This is a genomic window from Pseudomonas sp. PDM04, from assembly GCF_014851765.1.
Taxonomy (GTDB): Bacteria; Pseudomonadota; Gammaproteobacteria; order Pseudomonadales; family Pseudomonadaceae; genus Aquipseudomonas.
This window is the reverse complement of sequence record NZ_JACVAI010000002.1, coordinates 597,242-623,775: the sequence shown is the minus strand read 5'-3', so window position 1 is coordinate 623,775 and position 26,534 is coordinate 597,242. Positions and strand designations below refer to the sequence as shown.

Annotated in this window: 24 protein-coding genes and 2 pseudogenes; 18 read left to right on the top strand and 8 right to left on the bottom strand. The window is 62.4% G+C overall.

The window, feature by feature from the left end:
• Positions 1-70 precede the first annotated feature (70 nt).
• Entirely contained in the window at positions 71-409 is a 339-nt protein-coding gene (locus IB249_RS09700) for an antibiotic biosynthesis monooxygenase family protein (protein WP_192303968.1), read from the top strand.
• 170 nt (positions 410-579) lie between these two features.
• On the opposite strand, the gene IB249_RS09695 is transcribed toward IB249_RS09700, so the two are convergent.
• On the bottom strand, positions 580-852 hold the full coding sequence (locus IB249_RS09695; protein ID WP_192303967.1) for a hypothetical protein: 273 nt from the start codon (positions 850-852) through the stop codon (positions 580-582).
• 444 nt (positions 853-1,296) lie between these two features.
• Between IB249_RS09695 and IB249_RS09690 the strand changes: the two genes are divergently transcribed.
• From IB249_RS09690 to IB249_RS09650, 9 genes are all read left to right on the top strand, one after another.
• On the top strand, positions 1,297-2,655 hold the full coding sequence (locus tag IB249_RS09690) for an MATE family efflux transporter (protein WP_192303965.1): 1,359 nt from the start codon (positions 1,297-1,299) through the stop codon (positions 2,653-2,655).
• Positions 2,656-2,743: 88 nt separating this feature from the next.
• The gene (locus IB249_RS09685) at positions 2,744-3,562 is read left to right on the top strand and encodes a hypothetical protein (protein WP_192303963.1); all 819 of its coding nucleotides are present in this window, start codon (positions 2,744-2,746) and stop codon (positions 3,560-3,562) included.
• A 320-nt stretch (positions 3,563-3,882) separates the two neighbouring features.
• Positions 3,883-4,335 (top strand): Ohr family peroxiredoxin, encoded by a 453-nt coding sequence (locus tag IB249_RS09680; protein ID WP_192303961.1) that lies wholly within the window; start codon positions 3,883-3,885, stop codon positions 4,333-4,335.
• 173 nt (positions 4,336-4,508) lie between these two features.
• The gene (locus IB249_RS09675) at positions 4,509-4,970 is read left to right on the top strand and encodes a MarR family winged helix-turn-helix transcriptional regulator (protein WP_192303959.1); all 462 of its coding nucleotides are present in this window, start codon (positions 4,509-4,511) and stop codon (positions 4,968-4,970) included.
• Positions 4,971-5,012: 42 nt separating this feature from the next.
• Entirely contained in the window at positions 5,013-5,582 is a 570-nt protein-coding gene (locus tag IB249_RS09670; RefSeq protein WP_192303957.1) for a YceI family protein, read from the top strand.
• Between the two features lie 95 nt (positions 5,583-5,677).
• Positions 5,678-6,220, top strand: coding sequence for a sigma-70 family RNA polymerase sigma factor (locus IB249_RS09665; RefSeq protein ID WP_192303955.1), 543 nt, complete (start codon positions 5,678-5,680; stop codon positions 6,218-6,220).
• A 26-nt stretch (positions 6,221-6,246) separates the two neighbouring features.
• Positions 6,247-7,176 (top strand): FecR family protein, encoded by a 930-nt coding sequence (locus IB249_RS09660; RefSeq protein ID WP_192304857.1) that lies wholly within the window; start codon positions 6,247-6,249, stop codon positions 7,174-7,176.
• A 339-nt stretch (positions 7,177-7,515) separates the two neighbouring features.
• Positions 7,516-10,011: a TonB-dependent siderophore receptor gene (locus IB249_RS09655; protein ID WP_192303953.1), complete on the top strand. Its 2,496-nt coding sequence runs from the start codon at positions 7,516-7,518 to the stop codon at positions 10,009-10,011.
• Positions 10,012-10,139: 128 nt separating this feature from the next.
• The gene (locus IB249_RS09650) at positions 10,140-10,820 is read left to right on the top strand and encodes a GNAT family N-acetyltransferase (protein ID WP_192303951.1); all 681 of its coding nucleotides are present in this window, start codon (positions 10,140-10,142) and stop codon (positions 10,818-10,820) included.
• A 30-nt stretch (positions 10,821-10,850) separates the two neighbouring features.
• Here IB249_RS09650 and IB249_RS09645 read toward each other — a convergent pair whose 3' ends face one another.
• On the bottom strand, positions 10,851-11,960 hold the full coding sequence (locus IB249_RS09645; RefSeq protein ID WP_192303949.1) for a P1 family peptidase: 1,110 nt from the start codon (positions 11,958-11,960) through the stop codon (positions 10,851-10,853).
• Between the two features lie 75 nt (positions 11,961-12,035).
• The gene (locus IB249_RS09640; RefSeq protein ID WP_192303947.1) at positions 12,036-13,142 is read right to left on the bottom strand and encodes a polyamine ABC transporter substrate-binding protein; all 1,107 of its coding nucleotides are present in this window, start codon (positions 13,140-13,142) and stop codon (positions 12,036-12,038) included.
• Between the two features lie 110 nt (positions 13,143-13,252).
• Between IB249_RS09640 and IB249_RS09635 the strand changes: the two genes are divergently transcribed.
• Complete coding sequence (locus IB249_RS09635; RefSeq protein ID WP_192303945.1) at positions 13,253-14,023, top strand: helix-turn-helix transcriptional regulator; 771 nt, start codon at positions 13,253-13,255, stop codon at positions 14,021-14,023.
• A gap of 129 nt (positions 14,024-14,152) precedes the next feature.
• Here the strand turns inward: IB249_RS09635 and IB249_RS09630 are convergent, their stop codons facing one another.
• Complete coding sequence (locus IB249_RS09630; protein WP_192303943.1) at positions 14,153-15,088, bottom strand: class I SAM-dependent methyltransferase; 936 nt, start codon at positions 15,086-15,088, stop codon at positions 14,153-14,155.
• 184 nt (positions 15,089-15,272) lie between these two features.
• Here IB249_RS09630 and IB249_RS09625 point away from each other — a divergent pair, with 184 nt between their 5' ends.
• From IB249_RS09625 to IB249_RS09605, 5 genes are all read left to right on the top strand, one after another.
• The gene (locus tag IB249_RS09625) at positions 15,273-15,890 is read left to right on the top strand and encodes a cytochrome b/b6 domain-containing protein (RefSeq protein ID WP_192303941.1); all 618 of its coding nucleotides are present in this window, start codon (positions 15,273-15,275) and stop codon (positions 15,888-15,890) included.
• On the top strand, positions 15,887-16,666 hold the full coding sequence (locus IB249_RS09620) for a molybdopterin-dependent oxidoreductase (RefSeq protein ID WP_192303939.1): 780 nt from the start codon (positions 15,887-15,889) through the stop codon (positions 16,664-16,666). Before IB249_RS09625 ends, IB249_RS09620 begins: the two co-directional genes overlap by 4 nt.
• A gap of 71 nt (positions 16,667-16,737) precedes the next feature.
• Positions 16,738-17,019, top strand: coding sequence for a pentapeptide MXKDX repeat protein (locus tag IB249_RS09615; protein ID WP_192303937.1), 282 nt, complete (start codon positions 16,738-16,740; stop codon positions 17,017-17,019).
• A gap of 165 nt (positions 17,020-17,184) precedes the next feature.
• On the top strand, positions 17,185-17,595 hold the full coding sequence (locus IB249_RS09610) for a response regulator (protein ID WP_192303935.1): 411 nt from the start codon (positions 17,185-17,187) through the stop codon (positions 17,593-17,595).
• Positions 17,596-17,664: 69 nt separating this feature from the next.
• The gene (locus IB249_RS09605) at positions 17,665-18,321 is read left to right on the top strand and encodes an HAD-IA family hydrolase (protein ID WP_412547992.1); all 657 of its coding nucleotides are present in this window, start codon (positions 17,665-17,667) and stop codon (positions 18,319-18,321) included.
• Between the two features lie 66 nt (positions 18,322-18,387).
• Here IB249_RS09605 and IB249_RS30110 read toward each other — a convergent pair.
• From IB249_RS30110 to IB249_RS09595, 3 genes and pseudogenes are all read right to left on the bottom strand, one after another.
• A pseudogene (locus IB249_RS30110) lies at positions 18,388-18,984 on the bottom strand (methyl-accepting chemotaxis protein); the annotation flags it as partial.
• Positions 18,985-19,245: 261 nt separating this feature from the next.
• Positions 19,246-20,316: pseudogene (locus IB249_RS30105) on the bottom strand (HAMP domain-containing protein); the annotation flags it as partial.
• 277 nt (positions 20,317-20,593) lie between these two features.
• Entirely contained in the window at positions 20,594-21,916 is a 1,323-nt protein-coding gene (locus IB249_RS09595) for a hypothetical protein (protein ID WP_192303931.1), read from the bottom strand.
• A gap of 278 nt (positions 21,917-22,194) precedes the next feature.
• On the opposite strand from IB249_RS09595, the gene IB249_RS09590 reads away from it, so the two are divergent.
• Positions 22,195-22,584: a c-type cytochrome gene (locus IB249_RS09590; RefSeq protein WP_192303929.1), complete on the top strand. Its 390-nt coding sequence runs from the start codon at positions 22,195-22,197 to the stop codon at positions 22,582-22,584.
• 45 nt (positions 22,585-22,629) lie between these two features.
• Positions 22,630-24,120, top strand: coding sequence for an aldehyde dehydrogenase family protein (locus IB249_RS09585; RefSeq protein ID WP_192303927.1), 1,491 nt, complete (start codon positions 22,630-22,632; stop codon positions 24,118-24,120).
• Position 24,121: 1 nt separating this feature from the next.
• Here IB249_RS09585 and IB249_RS09580 read toward each other — a convergent pair whose 3' ends face one another.
• Complete coding sequence (locus IB249_RS09580) at positions 24,122-26,509, bottom strand: DUF3772 domain-containing protein (protein ID WP_192303925.1); 2,388 nt, start codon at positions 26,507-26,509, stop codon at positions 24,122-24,124.
• Positions 26,510-26,534 lie beyond the last annotated feature (25 nt).

Here is a 26,534-nt window from a genome sequence, read left to right as displayed (position 1 = left end):
CATGCATTTCAAATGCACGCATAAGCATGGCCGGTGTCATCAGAAGAAGCCACCAAAAAGAAGGTCAATCATGGCGCTAATTCACATTGAAGAAGGCGACACATTTACACAGATTGTTCGGTTCGATGTGCCCGCGGACAAGCAGCTAGAACTGATCGACGCCATCGCTGGCGAGGTTGAGCGATGGATACGTCACAGGCCCGGCTTCATCTCCTCGACCTTTCACGCCAGTTTCGACGGGCGACATGTGGTGAACTATGCGCAATGGAAAAGCAGGGCCGACTTTGAAGGTTTCACTCACGATCCTGAAACTAAACACCTTCAAAAGGCAATTAGAGCCGTGGCGTTATCACTTGAACCGAACGCTATTCACTGCCGAGTGATTCGAAGCATCACACCAGTTTCTTAAACGCGAGAAGGAGCAAACTCGCTCTCTTAAACAATCAAGAAAGCTTGGAGATAAAACTGGCCGGTAATGTCAGTTTGTGATGAAAGCGGCGAGTGAGGAACGGCCGCTCCTGGCCGAAAGGAGACCTCGTCCAGAGCAATAAAAAAGGGCGCCTCAGCGCCCGTTCTCCCTCACCCCTTAGCCTGCGCCCGCAACCGCCGCCCAACCACATCCAGCAAATCACACCCATCCCGCAACGGAATGGCAAGCAACTGACAAAAATCCTTCAACACCACCGTGTCGCAACCCAGCTCGGCGCGAAAGGCGATGTTTTCCAGGACTTGCGTGACGGTGCGAATGCGGTAATCAGCGGCAGCTTGCAGAACGTCGAGGGGCGCTTGGGTATCTATCAGCAGAGAGGCCGGGACCAGGTCGATTCCGGTGAGGGGCATGTATCTTTCCATGAGTAAATCTCCGATCAAGGCAAAGTAGGACTGTCCCTCAATCGTCGCCAAGCGAATGGGTGACAGCTGTACGCGGGTTGGCGAGCCGGGGATCGGGATTCCGGCAGACCCGAGGGTCTCCCGCGCACAGCTGCCATAAAGACAGCTTTGCGGGTATGCAAAAGCGCGTGCATTAAAGCACAGCGCTTGTGCATCCGATCCATCGGGTCGCCAAACCCGAATCGCCATTCAGGGCGACGGAATCGACTTTAAGCTTCATCGGAACAGCAGGGTAGGTGACGGATTCCTAGATTTTTGTAGGACCCTTTATAACGTCCTAGGACTTTCGCATCACCCGGCTGACAACCCTCAAACTCGCCTAGAATCCTGCCTTTCAAATTGTTCATCGCCGCTGACGCTATCCTCTAGAATCCCACCCTCGCCATCGAGCCGGACTCGCACCCCATGCACACCGCCACCACCCAACGTCCCCTCTGGAAAACCTATCTGTTTTTCCTCGGCCCCATGGTCCTGTCCAATTTCCTGCAATCCATGACGGGCACGGTCAACAGCATCTACATCGGCCAGATGCTCGGCACCCAGGCGCTGGCGGCGGTGTCGGGGATGTTTCCCATCGTGTTCTTTTTCATCGCCTTGGTGATTGGCCTCGGCGCGGGGGCGGGGGTGTTGATCGGGCAGGCGTGGGGCGCTCGTGAAACCCATCTGGTGAAGGCCATTGCCGCTGCCACGTTGCTGCTGGGGGCCATCATCGGTCTGGTCGCGGCGGTGCTGGGCACGTTGTTCGCGCGGACGGCCTTGCAGGGGTTGGGCACGCCTGCGGATGTGCTGGATGACGCGGTGGCCTATGCCCATGTGATGTTGTGGATCATGCCGTCGCTGCTGGTCTACGTGCTGTTCACCCAGTTGCTGCGCGGGGTGAGCGATACGCTGTCGCCGCTGATGGCGTTGCTGGTGTCGACGTTGATCGGTCTGGCGCTGACGCCGGCCTTGATTCGCGGCTGGTTCGGGTTGCCGATGATGGGGATCCAGAGCGCGGCGTACGCGGGGCTGGTGGGCAACCTGGCGGCGATGGGCTGGTTGGCGTGGCGGTTGATTCGGCGCGGGCATCCGTTGGCGCCGGACCGCGAGATGTTCGCCGCGATGCGCCTGGACCCGGTGATCCTCGGCAAGGTGTTGCGCATCGGCTTGCCCACGGGGTTGCAGATGGTGGTGTTGTCGTTGTCGGAGCTGGTGATTCTGGCGCTGGTGAACCAGCACGGTTCGCAGGCGACGGCAGCCTATGGCGCCGTGACGCAGATCGTCAATTACGTGCAGTTCCCGGCGTTGTCGATTGCGATCACCGCCTCGATCCTCGGCGCGCAGGCGATTGGCGCGGCGCAGGTCGAGCGGATGGGGCCGATTCTGCGCACTGGGCTGTGGATCAACGTGTGCCTGACCGGTGGCCTGGTGCTGCTGGGGTATGTGTTGTCGCACTGGCTGCTGGGGTTGTTCCTCACCGAAGACGCCACCCGCACGATGGCCGAGCACTTGCTGCACATCATGCTCTGGAGCCTGCTGGTGTTCGGCTTCCAGGCCATCATCGGCGGCATCATGCGCGCCAGCGGTTCGGTGCTAGTGCCGATGGCGATTTCCATCGTCTGCGTGCTCGGGGTGCAGTTGCCGGTGGCGTACGTGCTGGACGGGCACTTCGGGTTGCAGGGGGTGTGGATGGCGTTTCCGGTGGCGTATCTGGGGATGCTGTTGTTGCAGACGCTTTATTACAAGTTGGTATGGCAGCATCAGAAGATTGAGCGGTTGGTGTAGGCGGGCGCTTGGCATTGCGAAGCATCGAAACTCGGCCACGTTCATGAGATAACGTCGTCCGAAATTTGTGAAAGGACGCTCAAGATCGATGCTCGCGACTATCGTGACCTACCTGCTGATTGCTTTGATTCTTGAAGTGGTGGACCGCTTCACCGACCCGCCACTGTTTGTCAGAAGGCCCTCAAAGCATTTTCCCTGGCGGCTCAACATCAGCACCGGTTGGTGGGGAGCCCGCGAGTACTGGGCGGCGATCACCCTGGGTTCCATCAGCGCATTGATGTTGATGATGCTCTGGGTGGGGCTCGGCAGCCCGGTGAGCAAGGATCTGGGGCGAGTCCTGCTGGTGGTGCTGTGCGTCAGTTCATCGGTTCTCTCCATCCTGCATTTCAGGCTGGTGGAGAAATTCAAGGCCAACGCCTGGTGGATGACGGTCCTGACGGCCTTGATCACGATTGGCTTCGGGCTGGTCGCCAGTGCCTATGCGGACTCCTTTATCGTCAATAGTACCCGGATCGATGCGGCTCAGTTTTCGGGCGCGCAAAAGGCCCTGACTACGGTGATCCTGGTCTACCTGTGGGCGTTTTTTGCGACCTTGCTCATCAGCCTCATCGTGTTCGCGGTGTCGCTGTATATGGCCTTCACGACGCCGACTTTCTTCGAGGCAATCAAGAGCAACCCTCTTACAGCGCCGTTCCGCAAACGCTACAAGCCCGGGCTTGAACACACGCGTCGCTCGTGGATGCTGGGCATCGTGTTCGTCGGATCGATTTACACCGTCTTCATCGCGTTGACCTGTTGGCAATACCTGTTGAGCCACGTCGACAGTGTCATCGAGGAAACGATCGTGTTTGCCTCTTTTCACCTGCATCCACGGGACTGCGGCATTCCCGGCAGGGGGCAGGACTAGAGGGCCGCGCTGGTCAGCGAGGGGCGAGCTGTCATCGCGACACCGTTTGGAAAGGGCTACAGGTTTGCCACGTTGGCGTGTCACATGCAGTCGTCCGAGGCGGTGGACAAAGCGATTCTGGATCGGTTGAAACTGGACCATTACTTCTGACGGCATTCCCGGCAATGAGCGGTGCCAGCCATTGCTGGACGCCGTTCGTCGAAAGGCTGGTTTGAAGCCTGTTGACATTCAGGTGTGTGTCAGTGAATATTAATACATCGCATGCGATCAAATCGAATACGATGACAATTCTAAATTACTGTACACAGAGGATTCACCCCATGAGCAAGATCGAAAAAGTCCTGGCCACCGGCAAGACCCACACCACCGCCAGCGCCGCCGGCATCACGTCTCGCGGCCACAACGGCACCCTCGACATCAACCTGTCGACACCGGGCAGTGCCAAGCCGGCTCATGTGTTTGCCGCCGCCCAGCCGCACCCGACTGCCGAGCAGTTGTTCGCCGGTGCATGGTCGGCGTGCTACACCGCCGCCGTCGGGCTGGTGGCCAATGACTTGAACGTGGTGTTGCCGGGGGACCTGTCGGTCGACATCGAAGTCGATCTGGGGCAGGGCGGCAAGGAGTACTTCCTCCAGGCACGCTTGACCCTGCGCGTACCGGGCCTGTCTCATGAGGTCGCCACCCGGCTGGCGCACACCGCTGACCAGATCTGCCCGTACTCGAAAGCCACCCGCGGTAATATTGATGTGGAGCTGAATGTCCTGACCGCCTGATTTTTTTTGGCGGATTAATATCGCATGCGATAAAAGCGTATGTGATTTTAAATGCAAGGCCCGCGCCGGTTCGCCCCCCCAGGTCGAACCGGCCGAGTCGTTAGCGCACTTCCGACACTGTCGCGTACGACGTATAGTCGAGCCAACGCGAATATCCGTCATCGAGGACGCACATGAACGCCACCGCCAAGGTAGACCCGGACGACCTGAAACTCTCCGAATTCCTGTGTTTTGCGGTCTATTCCACCAACCTGGCGTTCGGCAAGGCCTACAAGCCCTTGCTCGAGCAGCTGGGGCTGACCTACACGCAATACATCACCCTGGTCGCGCTCTGGGAGACTGACGATCAGACCGTCGGCAGCCTCGGCGAAAAGCTGTTTCTGGAGTCCAACACCCTCACGCCGATCCTGAAGAAACTCGAGGCAATGGGTTATCTGCAACGCCAGCGCGACCCCGAGGACGAGCGGCAAGTGCGGATCAAACTGACCAGACAAGGCCGCGCGCTGCGGGAAAACCAGCCGGAAAGCGGCCTGTCCGAGGCGACCGGGCTGACGACGCAGGAGTTCACGCAGTTACAGCAGTCGGTGGTGAAACTGCGCAACAACCTGATCAAGTCAATGCGCTCGACGGACTGACCCATGCCGGCGCAGGCACACTGCGCAAGGCCGGAGAATCCCATGAAGGCCCGATTTTCCCACTCCATCGCCTGGGTGACCGTGCTGACCTTCGGCGTCCTGGCCTGCGCCGATGCCGTGGAATACAAGCAGGTCAATGCCACCGCCAGCACGCTGTCCTTCACGTACAACCAGTTCACGACGCGGGTCTACGGTACGTTCAGCCGCTTTGACGGCACGCTGGATTTCGACACCAGCAACCCTTCGGCGGCCCACGCCGGGCTCACCATCGAGCTCGACAGCATCGATGCCGGCAGCCGTGACGCCAACGAAGAACTGAAAAAACCGGCCTGGTTCGACACGCTCAACTCACCGGTGGCGACCTTTGCCTCCACCGCAGTGAAAGCGCTGGGTGACCACCGTTATCTGTTCACCGGCACGCTCACGCTCCGAGGCATCACCCAAGTGGTGGAGGTGCCGGTGCTGCTCAAGGCCGATAGGGCCATTGGCATCTTCGATGGTCAGCTGACGCTTAAGCGCAGCGATTTCAGAATCGGTGAAGGCGAGTTCGCGGACACCGTGGTGTCCGACGATATCCATATCCGTTTTCGCATGGTGGCGCCGCAACAATAGTGTTCGTGTCATTGATCTGGGCGCTTGCCCTGCCATGATTTTGCTGTCATCGTTCACGCGACTGGTAATCTTTCTTATTTGAGAAATTTTTTCGTATGCACGATGTTTCCGTGGCTGATGACGATGTGGCTCTGCGTCAGCGCACTTTCACCGACCTCTACAGCGCTCACCATTCCTGGTTGCACAGTTGGCTACGGAAAAAACTTGGCTGCTCACAGCGGGCGGCCGATCTGGCGCATGACGCGTTCATTCGCGTGCTCAGCCTGACTGAACCTCACACCATCAAGGAGCCTCGGGCGTTTCTGGCGACGACGGCGGGGCGCCTGTTGATCGATGGCGCCCGCCGTCGACGCATCGAGCACGCCTACCTGGAAGCGCTGACCATCCAGGCGCAGGACGCCGGCATGCCGGACCCCGAAGCGGTCCACGTCGCGCTGGAAGCGTTGGAGAAAATCGCCGTGATGCTCGCCGGTCTGCCGAGCAAACCCCGGGAGGCTTTCCTGCTCAGCCGGCTCGATGGCCTGACCTACAGCGAGATTGCCCTCGAACTGAACGTCTCGGCCAGCACGGTCAAGAACTATGTCGCGAGTGCGCTGGTGCACTGCTACAACACCCTGTACGGCGCGGACCAACCGTGAACGCTTTCGATCAACCTTCCGATCGCATGATCAACGCAGCCGCCCATTGGTTGACCCTGTTGCACGATGAGCTGTCGACGCCGGCCGACCGCGAGGCTTTCGAGCGCTGGTGCGAAGCCGACCCGCGCCACGCGGTGGCGGTGGAGCGCATGCGTGGGTTGTTGGGGGATTTGCAGGAGCTTCCCGCCGCACCGGCGCGCGTGGCCCTCAAGCAAGCCTTTGCCCGGCCGCGGCCGACGATGGCGGGGCGCAGTGCCCAGGCCCTCGCGCTGGTGGGGGTGTTGGTCTGCGGCTGGATCGGGCTGGATAACCTGCCAATCTGGATGGCTGATCAGCGCACCGGTGTTGGTGAGCGGCGCGAGCTGGTGCTGTCCGACGGCAGTCATTTGCAGCTCAACAGCCATTCGGCGCTGGACGTGAAGTTCGACGGACAGCAGCGCGTCATCGAACTGCTGGCCGGGGAGTTGTGGGTCGAGGTGGCCAAGGACGCCCGGCGACCGTTTGTGGTGCGCACCGACCAGGGCACTGCGACCGCCTTGGGGACGCGCTACCTGGTCAAGCGCGAGGCCGATGGCTCGACCGTGGTCAGCGTGCTGGAGTCGGTGGTCGCTGCCCAACCCAATGCGGGGCAGGCGGTGAACGTCGCGGCGGGCGAGCAAACCATCCTCCGGGAAGGCCGCGTGCAACCGCCGCGACCCTTCGGCAACGCCCATCCGGACGACTGGACCCGAGGCCTGCTCAAGGTCGACGACCGCCCCTTGAGCGAAGTGCTCCAGGCCCTGGCCAGCTACCGACACGGCCTGGTGCGCTTCGACGAACAGGCGCTGCAAGGCCTGCGGGTGTCCGGCGTGTTCCGCCTGGACGACACCGACGCCGCCCTGGCCACCCTGGCGGACAACCTGCCTATCAACGTCGAGCACTTCACCGATCTGCTGGTGGTCGTCAAGCCGCGCTGATCCCTGTGGACACTGCCCGCGATCAAGGTGTCAGTCACCCTCGATGTTGGGTGTGAAGGCTCATCGCGAGCAGGCTCGTTCCACAGGTATTCATGTGGGCACCCGCTTTGTGAACCACCACAAAACCACTGTGGGAGCGAGCCTGCTCGCGAAGGCGGTGTGGATGTGAAGGCCTCATCGCGGGCAAGCCCGCTCCCGCAGGTACAGGCAGATTCCATCTCCCCAGAGGCCACAAATCCAGGGCCTTCAAAAAATTAATGCAAATCGCTCGCATTCCTTGTCCCTTTTTTTGACATGGCCGTCATGGTTAGTAACGCCTTCCATTTCGCAGGATTTCTCATGTCACGCTTTGTTCGTCCCTTGCATCCACTGGCACTTTCAGTGGCGATGGCTTTTGTCGCGGCGCCGCTGGTTGCGGCTGAAACGTCGGTCTCCGAAGCACCCAGCAGCGCGGTGCGCAGTTTTTCGATTGCTGCCGGTGACCTGAGCCAGGCGCTGAACAGCCTGGCCGAGCAGGCGGGGCTGGTGCTGGCCTTCGACCCGGCCTTGACGCGCGGCAAAAGCAGCAACGGTTTGAACGGATCCTTCAGCACGGGTGAAGCCCTTGCCCGATTGCTGCAGGGCAGTGGTCTGAACGCCATCGCGTTGTCGGCCACGCGTTACCGCATCGAACCTGCGCCGGAGCCGGTGGAAGGCTCCCTGGAGTTGCAGGCCACCAACATCAACGGCGCCTACGCCAGCGAAAGCCCGACCGGCCCGGTCAAGGGGTATGTGGCGACACGCTCGCTGTCGGCGACCAAGACCGATGCGGCGCTGATCGAAACGCCGCAGTCGATCTCCGTGGTCACCAAGGACCAAATGCGCGCCCAGGGCGCCGAAAGCCTCAACCAGATCTTGCGCTACACCGCTGCCGTGGTGACCGAGAGCCGTGGCTCGACCGCATCGCGCCTGGACCAGATGACCATCCGTGGTTTCTCCCCGGCCGTGTACCTGGACGGCCTGCGCATGCCCGGCAGCCGCGACGCTTCGCCGCAAAAGGATTCGTTCGACCTCGAACGCGTGGACGTCCTGCGCGGCCCGTCGTCGGTGCTGTATGGCCAGGCCAGCCCGAGTGGCGTGGTGAACATGGTCAGCAAGCGGCCGCTGGACACGCCGTTCCATGAAATCGGCGTCGAATACGGCACCTTCAACAAGAAACGCACGACCTTCGACCTGAGTGGCCCGATTGACGATCAAGGGGTCTACTCCTATCGCGTGGCCGGTCTGTACGACGATGCCGACGGTCAACTGGAGCACACGGAAACCCGGCGTCAGGCAATTTCGTCGGCCTTCACCTGGCGCCCCAGCGAAGACACGTCGCTGACGTTGCTCGGGCATTTCCAGAAGGACCCGAAAGCGGCGTCCTATGGCTCGATGCCCGCTTACGGCTCGGTGCTGGACAGCCCGCTGGGGCGCGACATCGACGTCGATTACTACGACGGCGAAAAGGATTTCGAGAAAAGCGACCGCCAGTATTTCTCGGTCGGTTACCTGTTCGAGCATCATCTGAACGACGTTTGGACCCTGCGTCAGAACGCCCGTTATCTGCGCAGCGAAGGCGTGTACCGCAGCCTCTACCACACCAACTTGCAGGCCGATTACCACACCACCCGACGCTCGACCATTGCCACCGACGTGGACCTGGATTCCTACACCGTGGACAACCAGGCACAGGCCAAATTCGAGACCGGGCCGGTGCAGCACACCGTGCTGTTCGGCGGTGATTACCAGAACACCAGCACCGACACCAAGTCGGGCTTTGGTACGGGGCCCAATCACGATATTTTCGAGCCGGTTTACGGCCTGCCGGTGACCACCCCGGCGTTCACCAGCGATGCCACCCAACGCAACCAGCAGAAAGGTGTGTACTTCCAGGACCAATTGAAATGGGACCAGTGGGTCCTGCTGCTGGGCGGTCGTTATGACTGGGCGACCAACCACAACAGTTCGCTGAACCTGCGCAGCAACGTCAAGACCAAGACCTCGCTGGACAGTGAGGCGTTCACCGGTCGCGTGGGCCTGGTCTACCTGTTCGACAACGGCCTGGCGCCGTACGTCAGCTACGCCGAATCGTTCGAGCCGCAGTCCGGCACCGGTTACGGCGGTTCGGTGTTCAAGCCGACCGAGGGCAAGCAGTACGAAGTGGGGATCAAGTACCAGCCACCGGGCAGCAACAGCTTCATCACCGCGTCGATCTACGACCTGACGCAGACCAACGTACCGACCCTCGATCCGGACCCGACGCACCTGTGTGGCACCGGTCGTTGCCAGGAACAGAGCGGCGAAGTGCGCTCCCGTGGTTTTGAACTCGAAGGCAAGGCCAGCCTCAACGACAACCTCGACATCACCGCGGCGTATGCCTACCTGGACAACCGCATCACCAAGTCCAACAGCACCGTCAACTACGCGCCGATCGCCGACGTCGCCGTGGGCCCGGCGGTCTCGACCAAAGGCACCACCACCTACGGCATCCCGCGCCACACGGCGTCGGTCTGGGCGGATTACACCTTCCACGACGGCGTGGCCAAGGGCTTTGGCGTCGGCGGCGGGGCACGTTACGTCGGCTCGTCCTGGGGCGATGCGGCCAACACCCTGAAAGTGCCGGGCTACACCCTGGTGGATGCGTCGGTGCACTACGACATCCCGAACATCAACAGCCTCAAGGACAACCTGCGCCTGGCTGTGAACGCCACCAACCTGGCCAACAAAGAGTATGTGTCGACCTGCTACTCGTACTCGTGGTGCTGGTATGGCTCGCAGCGGACCGTGCAGGCGAGTGCGACCTATCAGTGGTGATGCACGGCTGACACCGCCATCGCCGGTTCGCCGGCGATGGTCTTTGCATCCGACATCGCCGACGCCTGATCGACCGCGGCACGTTATGATAGGCACCCCAGACGTCCGCCCCAGAGTCAAAGCCCTCGATGTTCCAGATCACCCACTACAAAACCCCATGCCCCGAACCCGTCGCCAGTCAGATCCTGCAGTTGGTGGTCGACAACCTGACCGACATCAGCATGGTCGCCATCCCGCCGAGCAACCTTTTGTACAACGTGTACCAGTACGCAATCGGCTACGAGGTGCACCTCTATCTGGAGGCGCTGAACGGGGAGAAGGGCATCGCCGTGGAATTGCTTGTGGCCACGGACGTGGACGATCCGCAAACGGTGACCGGTTTCCTGCTGTACCTGCCGAGCAAGGACGATCCGGATGCCTGCGGCGTGGCCTACATGGCGGTGCAGGCCAGCCATCGGCGCCAAGGCGTTGCGCGCCGGATGCTGCGGGAAATGGTCGGCCGTTACCCGCATGCCGAGCTGACGTGCGCCGTGGCCAAGGTGCCGTGGTTCGAGTCGATGGGCTTCCAGGTGTTGGGCGCGCGCGGCACGCAGGTGTTGATGAACACCCGCGATCACAGCGCCGAGGGCCTGACGGGACGGGTGGAAGTGGCGCCGATCTACAGCTCGCTGGAGGTGCGGCAAATCCACACCTACCTGCTGCAACGCCACGGCAAGCGCGCCATGCTCGACGCCGAGAAACAACGGGATCGGCATTTGGACCAGTTGACGTTCAAGGCCAATGAGTATGTGCGCAGCCGCCTGAGTTGAATACACACCTACAGGGATCGGGCGCTTCGGTCAGGCCCGCCAACCTGCCTGACGCAACGCCTCCAGCAACGTTTCCTCACCCAGCCCCGGCACCGCAAAGCCATTGCCTTCGGCGCTGTCGGCGGCCAGCAGCGCATTGATGATCGCTTCTTCCACCGCTTCGGTCGCCGCCAGGAACAGCTCGCTGATGTGGTCGTTGTTGACCATGCTCAGGTTGTCGCAGGTCGGTGACCGCTTGGTTTCATAAGCCGCCGGCGGCACCTGATTGCCGGTGGCGAACGCGATGAATATGTCGCCGCTGTGGTCTTCATTCCCGCCGCCGGTACGTGCAAGACCGAGGCTGGCGCGTTGGGCCAGGCGCGTGCATTGATGCGGCAGCAGCGGCGCGTCGGTGGCCAGGCAGACGACGATCGAGCCCATGCCCGGATGGGGCAGCGCAGCCTTGAGAAACGGTGAGTCGGCGTGCTCCAGGTAACGTCCGACCGGGTAACCGTCGACTCGCAGCTCATTGCGCACGCCATGGTTGGCCTGGACGATCGCCCCGACCGTCCAGCCACCCTGGGCGCTGTTCAAGCGGCGCGACGCGGTGCCGATCCCGCCCTTGAATTCATGGCAGATCATGCCGCTGCCGCCCCCCACCGAACCCTCGCTGACCGGTCCCGCCGACGCACCGCGCACCGCCTCGGCCACATGCTCGGGTTGCACATGAAAGCCGTTGATGTCGTTGAGCAGGCCATCGAACGTCTCCAGCACCACCGGCATGTTCCAGTACAGTCGGCCGTCGTCGGGTTGCTGTTCACGGTCGATGGCAATCAACGCATCACGTACCACGCCCAGGCTGTGGGTATTGGTGAAAGCAATCGGGCTGGTCAGCAGGCCGGCTTCGCGAATCCACTCCAGGCCGGTCGCGTCGCCATTGCCGTTGAGCACATGCACACCGGCAAAGCACGGGTGCTGGCTGCTGGACACGGGACGCGGCTCGATCACGGTGACGCCGGTCAGAATGTCGCAACCCCTGGCGCTGTGGCCTCGCACATTGCTGTGGCCGACCCGCACGCCGGGTACGTCGGTGATGGCGTTGAGCGGGCCGGGTTGCAGTTGGCCGAACCGGATGTTCAAGTCACGGGCACGTGGTTTCATGGTGTTTTCGTCTCAATTGCGTGGAAGAAAAAGGGGATCGAGCGCTGATCCCTGTGGGCGCGGGGGGCGTCAGGCCTATTGCCCATTCTTGACCTTGCTCCAAATCCGCGTTCTCAGCCGCTCGGTGGCAGGCGGCAAAGGCTGGAGGGTGAACAGGCTGGCCAGGGCCTCGGCGGACGGGTAGACCGCCGGGTTGTTGCGGGTCGCTTCGGCCACCAGTGGCGTGGCCTTGCGGTTGCCGTTGGGGTAGGACAGGTGATCACTGACCGGGGCGATCACTTCAGGGCGCATCAGGTAGTCGATGAAGGCCAGGCCTTGCTCCGGGTGCGGCGCGTCCTTGAGCAACACAAGGGTGTCGAACCACACCGGTGCGCCTTCCCTGGGCAGGCTGTAGGCGATCTTCACGCCGTTGTTGGCCTGCTCGGCGTTGGTCTTGGCTTCGAGCATCGCGCCGGACCAGCCCACCGCCACGCAGATGTTGCCGTTGGCCAGGTCGCTGATGAATTTCGACGAGTTGAAGTAGGCAATGTGCGGCCGCAACTTGAGCAACAGCGCTTCGGCCTTCTTGTAATCGTCTGGGTGGGTGCTGTTGGGGGGCAGGCCAAGGTAGTGCAGGGCGACCGGCAGCATCTCGGACGGCGAGTCGAGCATCGCCACGCCGCACTCGCCGAGTTTGGCCAGGTTGGCTTCGTTGAACACCAGGTCCCAGGAGTCCACGGGTGCCTTGTCGCCCAGGGCAGCGCGGACTTTATCGATGTTGTAGCCGATGCCGTTGGTGCCCCACAGGTACGGCACGGCGTACTGGTTGCCCGGGTCGTTGTTGGCCAGTTTCGCCAGCAAGTCGGCGTCCATGTTCGGGTAGTCCGGCATCTGCCCGTGGGGCAGGGGGGCCAGGGCACCGGCCTTGATCAGCGTCGGCAGGCTGAAGTTGCTGGCCACCACCACGTCATAACCGCTGCGACTGGTCAGCAGTTTGCCTTCCAGCACTTCTGCGCTGTCGAAGGTGTCGTAGACCGGTTCGATCCCGGTGTCGCGCTTGAAGTCGTGCAGGGTGGTGGGGCCGATGTAGTCGTACCAGTTGTAGACATGCACCGTCGGGGCAGGGGCGGCGGCCACTGCCGACAGCGAAACGCACAGGCAGGCGCTCAGCCCAAGATTGATCTGTTGACGGGGACGACTCATGATGCGGCACTCCTGGCCTGCTGCGGCCGGTGATGAACAGGTGCTGGCAGCGTATCGGCAGGCCGGGGACTGACCCATTCCCATCATGGGTTACTCGAAAGGGGTAGAACGTGGAAGCGTTGCTCAAGGAGTTGCCGCTGCACCAGGGGCTGGCGCGCGTGTTCGGCGCGTTGGGCCAGGACACTTTCTGGCGCGCGCTGGTCGACACGCTGCGGTTGCTGGTGCCGCTGGACAATGCCTTGGTGTCGTTGATGCAGCCGGGAAGGGTGCCTCGCCTGTTGATCGACTTCGATGCCCAGGCCCAGGGCGACGAGCATGAAGAACTGGCCGATTACCGTGCCGGCATGTACCTGCTCGATCCCTTTTACCTCGCGGCCTGCGCGGGTATCACCGACGGTTTGCACAGCCTGGATTCGGTGGCGCCGGACCAGTTCCAGCAGAGCGAGTACTACCTGAGCTACTTCCGCCGCGTGGTCGGCGGCGACGAGTTGCAGTACCTGGTCAATATCGACGGTGCCGTGCTCGGCTTGTCCCTAGGCCGTTCGACGCGCTTCAACCTGGAAGAGCAGGGGCGTTTGTTGTGCGTACGAGACTGGGTACTCGCGGCGATGCGCCAGCAAGTGCAATTGCTGCCACCCGAGGGCCCTGCCCACGAAGCGGCCGGTGATTTCGCGGCGCTGCTGGAGCGCTTCGACGCTCGTCTGACCCAGCGCGAGATCGAAACCGCACGGCTGATCCTGCAGGGTTTCTCAAGCAAAGCCATCGCCCAGCAATTGGGGATTTCGCCCGAAACGGTGAAGGTGCACCGGCGCAATGTCTATCACAAGCTCAAGGTGAATGGGCACGGGGAGTTGTTTGCGTTGGTGCTGCGGCCGCGGTGATGGGTGTTGGCTGTTGCAATGCCATCGCGAGCAGGCTCGCTCCCACCATCGACCGTGCTGAACTCAAAATCCGGGTGCACGCAGATCCCTGAGGGGGCGGGCTTGCTCGCGAAGGACGCGACGTCGCAATCAGGCCCGAAACACCAACGCCTTCAACCCACACTCGATATCGGCGTCCGGAAACTCCGGCGGATTCTCCAGCCGCTGCTCGAAACGCAAGCCCGGCGCTTCGCGCATCACGCCTTCGATCAGGAAGTCCGCACCGAACGCCGGGTCGTTCATGCACGCCAGCACACTGCCCTCGGGGGTGAGCAGTTCCGGCAAGCGGCGCAACACCCGCTGGTAATCCTTGGTCAACAAAAAGCTGCCTTTCTGGAACGACGGCGGGTCGATGATCACCAGGTCGTAGGGGCCTTTGCCGATCACCTTGCCCCAGGACTTGAACAGGTCGTGGCCGAGAAAGCTGACCTTGCTCAGGTCGTGGCCATTGAGCCGGTGGTTATCGCGACCGCGGTTCAGCGCCGGGCTGGACATGTCGAGGTTGACCACGTGCTCGGCGCCCCCTTCGATGGCCGCCACGGAAAACCCGCAGGTGTAGGCGAACAGGTTCAACACGCGTTTGCCCTGGGCGTTGGCGCGCACCCAGTCGCGGCCGTAGCGCATGTCGAGGAACAGCCCGGTGTTCTGTTTGCGGCCCAGGTCCACCCGGTAACTCAGGCCGCCCTCGGTGATGGTCATGTCCTCGATCACGTCGCCGACCAGCCATTCGGTGGTGCTTTGCAGCAGGTAACGGTGCTGCAAGGCCAGGGTGTGCGCGCCGGACTGCGCCCACTCGGGTGAGCCGGTGAGGGCCATCAGCTGCTGATTCAACGCCGCCAGTTGCTGCGCCTCGGGTTCCTTGAACAGCGACACCAGCACCACGCCCTGCAACCAGTCGACGGTCAACTGCTCCAGCCCCGGCCAGCAGCGGCCGCGACCGTGAAACAGCCGGCGGGTTTCGGCGGGGGCGGTTGCCAGGGCGGTCAACAGATGGTCGTGGAGGGTGGTCAGCGCTTGTGAGTTCATCGGATCGGATCGGGGGGTGATTGGGCAGGGCGGCATTTAACCATAGTTACACGCACAACCGACCACCCCATGACCGCTGTGGAAGCGGGGCAATCATCACAATTAAGTTAACTTTCGGTGAGGATTTGGCGATATGTCCGCCGCCATACTCGGCCCCAACGACTAACCACCACGGGAGCCGGACATGTCGCAGTCAACTGCTGCACCCAGGGCCAGCCACCCTCGCTGGCTGAGGCTGACCCATTGGCTCAATGCGCTGGCGGTGCTGGTGATGGTCACCAGTGGCTGGCGGATCTACAACGCTTCGCCTCTTTACGACTTCAGTTTTCCCGCCTCGATCACCCTGGGCGGCTGGCTCGGCGGCGCCTTGCAATGGCACTTCGCGGCGATGTGGTTCCTGGCGATCAATGGCCTCATCTACCTGGCCATCAACCTGTTCAGCGGCCGGCTCAAACGGCGCTTCTTCCCGCTGTCGCCCCAGGGTGTCATCCATGACCTGTGGGCCGCGTTGCGGGGCCGACTCGGCCATGCCGACCTGAGCCGCTACAACCAGGTGCAGCGGCTGGCCTACCTGTTCGTGATGCTCGATATCGCGTTGCTGGTGATCTCCGGCCTGGTGCTGTGGAAATCGGTGCAGTTCCCGCTGCTCAGGGCGTTGCTCGGCGGCTACGAGGCCGCCCGGCATGTGCATTTCATTGCGATGGCGCTGTTGATGGCCTTCGTGGCGGTGCACCTGGTGATGGTCGCACTCGTGCCCAAAACACTGCTGGCCATGATTGTCGGTCGCAAGGAGTCCGTATGAAAAAGCGCATCGAAGGGCTGGACGAAGCGTCCATCCTCAAGGACGCCCGGAAAATCATCGCCCCGCAGATCGAAGACCGCTCCCGTCGTTCATTCCTGATGCGGGGCCTGACCCTGGGCGGCGTGGCGCTGTTGTCCGGCTGCAACATCACCGACAACGACAGCGTCGAGACTGCATTGTCGTCCATGTCGCGGCTCAACGACCGGGTGCAGGGCTGGCTGTTCAACCCCAATGCGCTGGCGCCCACGTACCCGGCATCGATGATCACCCGGCCGTTTCCCTTCAACGCCTTCTATGGCATCGACGAGGCGCCGACCGTCGAGGAGGAGAGCTTTCGCCTGGAGGTCACCGGGCTGGTCGCCGACAAGCGCAGTTGGCGCCTGGAGGAACTGCGTGCCATGGCGCAGGAAGAACAGATCACCCGGCATATTTGCGTGGAAGGCTGGAGCGCAATCGGTCGCTGGGGCGGGGTGCGGTTCAGCGATTTCCTGAGGCGGATCGGCGCCGACACCAACGCCAGATACGTCGGTTTCAAATGCGCCGACGATTACTACACCAGCATCGACATGGCCACCGCGCTGCACGCGCAGACCTTGCTGGCGCTGACCTATGACGGCGCAGTATTGCCGCGCGAGTACGGCTTCCCGATGAAGCTGCGCATGCCCACCAAGCTTGGCTACAAGAACCCCAAACACATCCAGGCGATTTTCGTCAGCAACACCTACAGCGGCGGCTACTGGGAAGACCAGGGCTACAACTGGTTCGGCGGCAGCTGACAACGTCCGGCACCTTCAACACGCAGCCTCCGCTGCGTGACTTCGCAACCTGAGCTTCAAGGAGTTTCATCATGAAAAAATTGACCACCCTCGCGTTGTCCATGTGCCTGGCAATGGGCGCCGCCAGCGTTTTTGCAGCGGACACCATGAGCAAGGACGCCATGAGCAAGGACAGCATGAGCAAGGAGGCGATGTCCAAGGACGCGATGAAAAAAGACAGCATGTCCAAGGACGGTATGAAAAAAGACGCCATGTCCAAGGACGCGATGAAGAAAGACAGCATGTCCAAGGACGGTATGAAAAAAGACGCCATGTCCAAGGACGCCATGAAGAAAGACGCCATGTCGCAATAATCCCGCCTGTGGGAGCGAGCCGCCCGGAGCCGGCTCGCTCGCACCCATCCGTTTTTCACACTGACCTGTATCAAAAATGAATTTCCGCGCAGCCCGCTGCTCATACCTGTAAGCAGCGGATTCGAGCCCGCGAAAATCATCAGGTATTCAGGGAGTGGCAAAGTCATGTGTCCAATATCGAAGGCGGGCGAGCACCTTCCGGACGGGTTGATTCTCGTGGTTGAAGACGATCCGTTGATCCTGGAGTTTCTCTGCGAAATTCTTCAGGAGGAGGGGTTTGCCATCGAACCGCAGGTCAGCGCCGATGATGCCGCCGGTTATCTGGAGCGCCACGCGGACAAGGTCGCCTTGCTGCTGACGGACATCACCATGCCCGGCACCCTCAATGGCGCCGACCTGGCCAATCGGTTCGGCGACCGCTGGCCCGAGAAGCCGATCATGATCATGTCCGGGTACGAGACGCCGGAATCCTCCGGGGTCAGGCACGATGTTTCGTTCATCAAGAAACCCTGGGCGCTGGGGCAACTGCTCGACTGTGTCGAAGGGGCGCTGAAGTCGGGACCGGTCAAGAGGTGAGTTTCGACACGGGCCAATGCTACATTGCCGGGTACCCGCCGCCCGGCGCCTGCCAGAGGAAGTTCATCCTTGTCAGTCTTCAACACCCCTTATCGCGCCTTTCTGTTTGACATGGACGGCACCGTCCTCAATTCCATCGCCGCCGCCGAGCGCATCTGGACCGTCTGGGCCTTGCGCCACGGCGTGGACGTCGCGTCATTCCTGCCGACCATCCATGGCGCTCGCGCCATTGACACCATCAACCGCCAGGGCCTGCCCGGTATCGATGCCGACGCTGAAGCGGCGTGGATTACCCAGGCAGAAATCGATGACGTCGAAGGCATCGTGGAAGTGGCCAGCGCGGCCAATTTCCTCAAGTCGTTGCCGGCCCATCAGTGGGCCATCGTCACGTCCGCACCCAGGGCACTGGCGTTGCGACGAATGGCGGCGGCGGGCATTCCTGAGCCGGCGGTGATGGTCACCGCAGAAGATGTCAGCGCCGGGAAACCGGACCCGGCAGGGTATCGCCTGGCGGCCAGGCGCCTGGAGGTTGACGTCAGCGAGTGCCTGATTTTCGAAGACGCCACGGTGGGCATCCTGGCCGCAGAAGCGGCCGGGGCCGATTTGCTGATCATCACCTCGACCCATGAGCATCCGATTGAAACGCCGCATGCGACGATGGCCAGTTACGAGGCGGTCAGTGCGCAGGTCGATCCCACCGGTCATCTGCGCCTCAGCGCCATCTGAAACACTGAGTGATCCACCACGAGCCGGCTCGCTCCCATAGGGGCTTCAGGTCAGACACCCCACGTCTCAGATCCGGAAGCTCCCCACCAACTGCTGCAAACGCCCGGCCTCGTGCTCCAACTCGGTGCAGGCGCGCAAGGTCGATTGCAGGTTCTCCAGCCCTTGCCGGTTCAGGGTGTTGATTTCGGTGATGTCGACATTCAGCGCCTCGACCACTGCGGTCTGCTCCTCGGTGGCGGCGGCCACGGATTGGTTGACGTTGTCGATCTCGCCGATGCGTTGAGTCACGCTGCCCAGCCGGGTGCCGGCGAGGTTGGCGATGGTGACGCTTTCCTCGCTGTGCTGCTGGCTCTCGGTCATGGTGCTGACCGATTCCCGCGCGCCGACCTGCAGCGCTTCGATCATCAGCTGGATCTGCGTTGCCGAGGTCTGCGTGCGGCCGGCCAGGCTGCGCACTTCGTCGGCGACCACGGCAAAGCCGCGACCCGCTTCACCGGCGCGCGCCGCCTCGATCGCGGCGTTGAGCGCCAGCAGGTTGGTCTGCTGGGAGATGCCCTTGATCACTTCGAGGATCTGCCCGATGTCCACGGTCTTGGTGTTCAGCACCTCGATGTGCGTGCAGGAGGCGCTGATTTTCGCCGACAGTTCGTTCATCACCTGGATCGTGCGTTCCACCACCTGACGCCCGTCTTCAGCCTGTTCCCGGGCGGCCGAGGCTTGCTGCGAGGCGTCGGAGGCGTTGTGCGCGATTTCCTGGGCGGCGGCGCCCAATTGGTTGATGGCGGCGGCGACACTGTTGGTGCGGGTCGATTGTTCGTCGACATTGCTCAGCGACGAGTTAGACGCCAGCACCACGCGCTTGGCGCCTTCGTTGACCCCCTGCGCCGCCGAGGCCACTTCGCGGATGGAGTGGTGGATGCGCTCGACGAAGCGGTTGAACGCTGTGGCCAGTTGCCCGATCTCATCCCGTGATTGCACGGACAGGCGCCGAGTCAGGTCGCCTTCGCCCCGGGAGATGTCTTCCATGACCCGCGTCAGCAGTTGCAACGGCCGGGTGATGCGATACGCCGCGTACCAGATCAGCACCAGGCCCAGCAGGGCCGAGCCGCCGCCCAGCAGCAATTCCAGGGCCGTGCTTTGCATGCCTCGTGCATCCAGTTCCTTTTGCAGGTTGGCGACGGGGGCCAGCAGGACGTCCTGCGGCACGCCGACCAACACGCCCCACGGCGCAGAACCGGCAATCGGCGCCAGCGGTTCGAGGACCTTGATCTGCTGCCGGTCGGCGAACACCTTCGGCTGGCCCTGACTCAGGCTGGCCATGACATCGGCATTGTCCAGCGGCTGGCCGAGGCGGGCGACGTCCTGGCTGTCGGCGGAAATCACCCCGCGCGGACTGACGATGCTGATCTGACCGTGGCCATCGAACAGTTGCCGGGCGCTGGCTTCGCTGTTCTGTTGCAGGGCGGCGAGGTTGATGTCGAGGCCGACGACGGCGATGACGTTGCCGTTGTCCAGCAACGGGAAGGCGATGCTGGTCACCAGTTTGCGGCTGCCGGAGGCCTCGTCGAAATACGGCTCCAGCACGCAGGCCTGGCGGCTGTCCCGGGCGCAGGTGTAGAAGGCGTTGTACGGCGCGCCGCTCGGGCCGGGCTCGGTGTTGGCCAGCAACCCTTCGTCGCCGATCACCGCCTGCAGCTCGCCGGGTTTGCTTTGCACCCAGTACAGCGAGAAACGGCCTTTTTCGTTGCTGCCCAGATCGGCGTTGCCAGCGAATGCGGCGTCGCCGCCGTCCAGGGCGTCGGGTTCAAAAATGACGTAAAGCCCGAGCAGGTCGGGCTTGTCGTTCAGGGCCTGGTGAAGCTGGGTGTTCAGCGCCTGGCGCAGCTGTTGGCGGGTCAGTGTGCCCTGATGCTGCAGTTGTCGCAGATACAACAGGTAGCGCGACAGGCCCTGGCCGAATTCATGGGTCTGGAGGAAGGTGCGTTGCACCTGCATCGCTTGCACCTTGCCCAGCGCCTGCATGTGTTCCCTGGCCGCATCGGCGAGCATTTCACTGCTGGCCTGGGCCACTTGCTGGCTGCTCTGGTGGGTCTGGTACAACGACAGGCCCATCAGCAAACCCACCACCAACAGCAGGCAGAGACCGGCGAGCAGGGCGATCTTGCTCTGGATCGTGAGAAATGTTTTCTGCATGGGAAAGGCCTTTTTCCTGGAGGCGAGTCGAGTGCCTGCAGGTGCGAGCGGGCTCGCTCCCACAGGGCTCGCGCGGGACTTAGAACGTGGTGGCGAAAATCAGCTGGCTGTAGAGGTTGCGGTCGTTGTTGCCCAACTGCGTGCCGCCCTGTTCGGCGCTCTTGTCCGGCTGGAACACGCCGATCAGCGGCATGACACTCAGGTGCTCGTTGACGTGCCATTCGGCGTACAGGTCGACTTCGTGGCCATCGGTGTTGCCGAGGTTGCGGTCGATGGTGTCGAAGTTGAAGTACATCGCGCCCACGGTCAGGTTCTCCAGCGGCGCGACGGTGAACTTGACTTGCTGGATGCGCGAGTTGCTGTTGAACGGCCCCGCGTAGTTGCCGGCCACTTCACCCTGGAACCAGGTGCCGAAGCCACGGCTGAAACCGTAGAACAGTGTGTCGTAGTTTTCCGAGAAGCGGCTGTAGCGGTAGCTGACATACGGCGACCAGGCGACGTTGGAGAAGGTCCAGCCGGCTTCCAGGTACCAGGCGTCTTCGTTGCCGGTGTGCGGTTTGTCCTGCTTGGCGTATTCGCCGGAGAGGAACAGGTCCTTGACCCCAGCGTTGCCGGTGGCGCGCAGGCTGTAGGTTTTCATGCCGTCGCGTTCCAGCTGGATCGGCGAGGCGTACTGTTCGTCGACGTCGGTGGTGTCGACGTAAGTCAGACCGACAGTGCCCGCGTCGGACACATGCTCCAGGGTGCCGACGTACATTTCGGTCATGGCCTGGGCGCGGTTGTCGGATTTCAACCACATCAGGTCGCCACGCCAGCCTTCCTTGCCACCGATGCGCAACACGGCGGTTTCATCGAATGCCTTGCGCGCCGCGAGCCAATAGGCGCCGCCACGGTTGAACTCGCCATCGGCCAGGCCCTTGCCCATGTTCAAGGCATCGCCGTCAATCAGGAAACCGTCGCCGACCACGATGTTCTGGCGGCCGAAGGACAGGTCAATACCGTCGGTCCCCAGGACCGGGAACAGATCCTTCGAACGCCAGCCGAGGTAGGCGTCCTCGAATCGGGTGGTGCGTTCCGAGCCGTCGCTGAACCCTGCGGCATCGCCGTCGCCCCAGGTGCCGGAGCTGAGCAGGTTGGCCGCGCCGTAGGCCGTGCCCACGCCGGCCAGGCCCTTGTCAAAGCTCAGGCCGTACTTGATGTAGCCCTCGCGCCACGACGAGGAACCTTTATCCAGGCGGCCGGACAGGGCGTAGTTTTCCTGGCTGTGGAAAACACCGAACACCGCCTCCAGCGTAGCGTTCAGGTGACTGTCGTCATCGGCATATAGTTCGTACGCGCTGGCCTGGCCAGCACTGATCATCAGCGCGAGGGTAGAAAGACGAAGCAAGGGGGACTTGAGCATGGTGGGGCATCCGTTCTTGTTCTTGAGCGCAGGGTTGCGGTCTTTTTCGATACTAAGTCGCGGAACTTTTCCGGCCTTTTGTGTGGTTGCCAAAGAGTTGGCTGTGCTTGCCAAAATGCCCGGTTTGGCAGCCTCGACAATACGACTGGCACGCAGGGCAAAACCTGCGCGCCACTGACCGCCGACAATCCCTCTCAACCCTGCCGATGCACCGCTGCATCGGCGCTTCCGTGTTGGCGCTCGCCTGACGAGCGCGGATTTTTCAAGGTCGTTTTCCTATGTTCACCTCACTGCGCCTGCCTCTTATCGGTCTGTTTTCCTTCACCCTGGCGCATTCAGCGCTGGCTGCCGACTGCACCGCCGAACAGGGCCGTGGCGCCCAGGTCTTCGCCAATGAGTGCGGGGTGTGCCATTCGGTGAGCAAAGGCGTGACGGGGATGATGGGGCCAAACCTGGCCGGCGTGGTCGGACGCAAGTCCGGCTCGCTGGAAGGTTTCAACTATTCCCAGGCCATGCGCACCAAGGACGTCACCTGGCAGGCCGAGAACATCGCGCAACTGATCACCCAACCCCAGGCCTTCGTGCCGGGGACCTACATGCCTTACATGGGCCTGGCCTCGAAGGACGATCGCGAGGCGGTCACCTGTTTCCTCAAAGAACAACACTGATCAGCCGTTTCAGGCTGACCCCTTCATCTGAACGAAAGGTGATGTATGAGCAACGTTGAAATTCTGCCGCAGGTTGCTGCGTTTCTGGACCGTCGTCATGGCTGCTTCATCGATGGCCAATGGGTATTCGCCGAAGGGCAGAGCATTGCCGTGGTCAATCCGGCGACCGGGCAAACCCTGTGCGACACCCTGGACGCGCCGCTGGAACTGGTCGAGCAGGCCGTGCAGTCGTCGCACAAGGCCTTCAAGTCCGGTGTGTGGTCGGGCCTGCGCCCGGCGGACCGCGAACGCATCCTGCTGAATTTCACGCGCCTGGTCGAAGAACACGCCGAAGAGCTGGCGCAGTTGGAAACCCTGAGCCAGGGCAAGTCGATCAACATGGCCCGCGCCCTGGACTTGAACGCCACGGTTGAGTTCATGCGCTACATGTCCGGCTGGGCGACCAAGATCGAAGGGCAGACCTTTGATGTGTCGATCCCGCTGCCGCCGGGTGCGAAGTTCACCGCGTTCACCAAGCGTGAGCCGGTGGGCGTCGTGGTCGGCATCGTGCCATGGAATTTCCCGCTGCTGATCGCCGCGTGGAAGCTGATGCCGGCCCTGGCCACCGGTTGCACGGTGATCATCAAGCCGGCGATGGAAACCCCGTTGACCGCCATGCGCCTGGCTGAGCTGGCGCTGGAAGCGGGCATTCCGGCAGGCGTGTTCAACGTGGTGACCGGCGGCGGTGCGTCGGTCGGTGGCGTGCTGACGGCGCATCCGTTGGTGAGCAAGGTGTCTTTCACCGGCTCCACCGCCGTGGGCAAAAGTGTCGGCGTGGCGTGCATGGCCAACATGACGCGCTTTTCCCTGGAGCTGGGCGGCAAGAACCCGATGATCGTACTGGCCGATGCCGACGTCGAAAAAGCCGTGCAGGGGGCGATTCTGGGCGGCCTGCTGAACAACGGCCAGGTTTGCGCCGCAGCGTCACGCTTCTATGTGCACCGTTCGATCCACGATCGCTTCGTCGAAGCCCTCGCCGCCGCCGTCTCGGCCATGCCGATTGGCGCCGGCATGAACGCTGACGCAGCGATCAACCCGCTGGTGTCGCGCAAGCAACAACAGGCGGTGCTCAAGCACATCGAACTGGCCCGCCAGGAAGGTGCTCGGGTGGTTTCGGGGGGGGAGCGGCTGGAAGGCGAGGGCTTCTTCGTGCAGCCGACAATCCTGGCCGACATCGATCACGGCATGACGGTCGCCCGCGAAGAGGTGTTCGGTCCGGTCCTGGGCGTGATGCCGTTCGACGATGAAGACGCGGTGATCGCCCTGGCCAACGACAACCGCTACGGCCTGGCCGCCAGCCTGTGGACCAACGACCTGGGCAAGGCGATGAATCTGGTGCCACGCATCGAGGCCGGCACCGTGTGGGTCAACGCCCACGTGCTGCTCGATCCGGCGATGCCGTTCGGTGGGGTCAAGCAGTCAGGCATGGGTCGTGAATTCGGCCGTGCGGTGATCGAGGCGTACACCGAGCTGAAGTCGGTGTGCATCGCCCACTGATTCACGTCGTCGACGCGGGCTTCGCCAGTTCGATGCCCGCCGCCCCCAGACGCTTGAGGATTTCGAACAGCAGGTCGCTTTTGGTGACCCCGACAATCCTCGGGCTGGCCACGTAGCCGGTGACGGTCAGGGTGATGCCATCGGGCGTCAGCTTGCTGAAGCGAACCACCGGCGCCGGTTTCTCGAGGATGCTTTCGTTCTCGGCATAGACGTTGTTGAGCAGGTCCTTCACCTGCTCGGGGTCGATGTCCAGGGGGAAGGTCAGCTCGAGTGACGCCACGCCCTGGGCACTGCCGCCCAGGGTCACGTTGCGCAGGTTCTGCGAAATCAGCTGCGAGTTGGGCACGATGACGATCGAGCGGTCACTGAGCTGGATTTCGGTGGCCCGCACATTGATCCGGCGGATGTCGCCTTCGACGCCGCTGATGCTGATCAGGTCCCCAACCTTGACCGGGCGCTCGGTCAGCAGTATCAAGCCGGATACGAAATTCTTGACGATTTCCTGCAGGCCGAAACCAATGCCCACCGACAACGCACTGACGATCCAGGCCAGGTTGGTCCATTGCACCCCCAGCGACGACAGGGTCAGCAGGATCACCAGCGCATAGCCGATGTTGGCGAACAGGGTGCTGAGCGAGGCGCACATGCCCGGGTCCATCCGGGTCTTGGGCAGGAACTCGTTGTCCAGCCAGCGTCGCAACGTGCGCACCAGGTAGATGCCGATCAACAGCGCCAGCAGGGCGTTGAGCAGATGACCGGGGATGATGTTCAGTTTGCGCAACCCGGCGCCGCCGAGTATGGCCACGGTCTGGTCGACCAACTGGCCGAGCGTGGTGCCCACGCCGCCGACGAACAGGGTGATGATCGCCAGCAGGACCAACGCGGCGCGGCCCACGCCCGACAGCACCACCGACGCCTGCTCCAGGCGTGTGTCGCCGATGCCCAGTACTTGCTTGAGCGCCTTGCCGCTGGCGCTCTTGGGGGAGAACAGGTGTTCGCAGGCATCGTTGAACAACTGCACCAGCAAGTAGAAACCGGACAGGATGATGAACATCCACACCAGTTGATAGGTGATGAATCGTGCGGCGGAGATGTAGCCGATCAACAGCGCACACAACGAGGCAATCACGCACAGGCAGGCGAAGGCATAAAGCAGGCTGGCAACTGCCGAATGTGCCGACGGATGGTCGCCAGCGGCTGCCACCAGTCGGCGGGCCTTGCTGACGCGCAGGAACAGGGCGCCGATCAGCAAGGTCACGATCAGAGAAACGAAACCACGGGCGAACAGCACGGCCTGACTGCTCATGTCGGTGACATTGACCACTTGCACCAGGGTCAGCAGCCCCAGCAGGACGCTGGCCACCAGTCTGGGGAAGGGCTTGATCGCCTGCGCGACCGGGTCGGCGATGGCCGGCAGGCGCCAGGACGGGTGTTGTGTCGACAGCAGGGCGCGGCTCAGGCCGGTGATCAGCACGCACACATACACCACTTTTTCGAACTCGTCGGAATAGCTCTGCATCAACGGCGACAACGGGATATGCCGGGTCAAGGCATAAAACAGCAGGGCCATCGCGCAGGCGGTGGTCAGCAGCGTGGCCGCGACGGAGGCGAAGGCCAGGGAGCTTCGGCGCAGACGACCTTCGGGCATTCGGTGAATGCACACCCAGGTCAAGCCACGGTCCGCGACCCGGCGTCCCACCGTCCACAGGACGAACGCCAGTATCACCAGCGCCACCGTGAGCAGGCGTTCGCCGGGCAGCCAGGCCACCGCCAACGCCGCCGCCACATGCTGGAAGAAGATGCGTACGCGCTGGACGTCGTCTTCCGGCGGGTTGAACAACGGTGTCCAGAAGTTTGCGCTCAGCACACTGGAGGCACGCAGGGACATTTCCGATTCCAGCAGGCTGCGGCGAATCGCGGCAATCTGGATGAGCAGGCCGGCAGCGCTGTCCCTGAGACCGGTCAGGGTCTTCAGGGCGGCGTCGACTTTGCTTTTCTGCTCGGAAATGGCCGCCCGTTGCGTGGCGATTTCCGATTTCTCGAGGACAACCTCGTCCTGGGCGACCGGCTCCAGTACATCGAGCTGGGCCTGCAATTGTTTCTGCTCGGGCAGCAGCGCCGACTGCATGGCCGCGACATCGGTGATGAATGACTGGATCAGGTCCTGCAACGTGACCATCTGGGTCACGTTGTTGGCCTGGGAAACCTGTTGCTTGATCCGGTCCAGGCGCTGTTGCAGCCCTTGCAGGTCACTCTGGGAGACGGTCACTGGCGAGAGGCCGGACAGGGAAGGGGCGTTACCCGTCAGGTCGGCGGCCAACAGTGTTGCGCCGCTCGGCACGAGCAGGGTGAACAGGAGGAAAACCACTGAGCGCAATGCATTGCACATAGCCTGGCCGACTCGGTTGTGGGTC